The 750-nt window shown below is 59.6% G+C and carries 1 protein-coding gene; it reads right to left on the bottom strand.

Going from position 1 to position 750, the window contains the following annotated elements; translation table 11 throughout:
* Window positions 1-316 precede the first annotated feature (316 nt).
* Window positions 317-559, bottom strand: a complete 243-nt coding sequence (locus VLK31_RS36210) for a hypothetical protein (protein WP_409173322.1) — start codon at window positions 557-559, stop codon at window positions 317-319.
* Window positions 560-750 lie beyond the last annotated feature (191 nt).

The following is a 750-nucleotide window of genomic DNA, read 5'->3' as shown; positions in this document are numbered from 1 at the left end:
GGCCCAGCCGCGAGCGGCCATCTGCTGCATGCCGATCGCGATGCCGGCATGGATCTTTGCGGCATCGAAGCCGGGTGGCAGCGCCGGGTCCGAAAAATCGACGGTCTCGGGCTGCTGGCCGATGAACAGCACGCGCTTGGGATCATTGGATGAGGTCATGACAATCTCCTGGTTCGTTGAAGGAATGAAGTGCCGGGGACGGACAGCCGATCACGCCTGCTAGGTGCGGGGAAGTTCATTGTTGTCATGCCAGGGCGTTGGGGACGAATTGACGGGCGGTTGGGAATGCCTGATCTTGGCCGGACTCGGTCCTCGCTTAGGCCAGAAACGTAAGTTGTCGGAGAACGGCATCGGCCCGGAGGAGTTCAGCGACCTGTGTGGCCGCCGGCGGCACGAGGTCCGAGTAGTCGCCCTGCAGATACTCCGTCACGGCATCAGCTTTCCATGGACCCAACGACGCCTTGTAGTCGGGGAACTCACCCTGAATATCGCGCCAAGATGGGTATCCCTTCTTCGACAAGAACACCGCGGCCTCCGTGTAGATGATGTGAACAAGCATGGTGGCTCCGTTGAACTGGAGGACAGGCGGGAACGTCTGGTTATGGCCGACTGTAGCCGGTGGCCCTAGGGAACGTCTGATCAAGTCCACCGATTGCCGACCTGAACGTTGATCACCCAGCTGAAGGAGAGCCAACGATGAGCCAGATCAGTTTTTCGGATGCCGAGCATGCAGGCAAGAGAAAGAAGACA

The sequence above is a fragment of the Variovorax sp. H27-G14 genome, from assembly GCF_046156345.1.
In the GTDB taxonomy this organism is placed as follows: Bacteria; Pseudomonadota; Gammaproteobacteria; order Burkholderiales; family Burkholderiaceae_C; genus Variovorax.
This window is presented reverse-complemented; position numbering and strand designations above follow the sequence as displayed.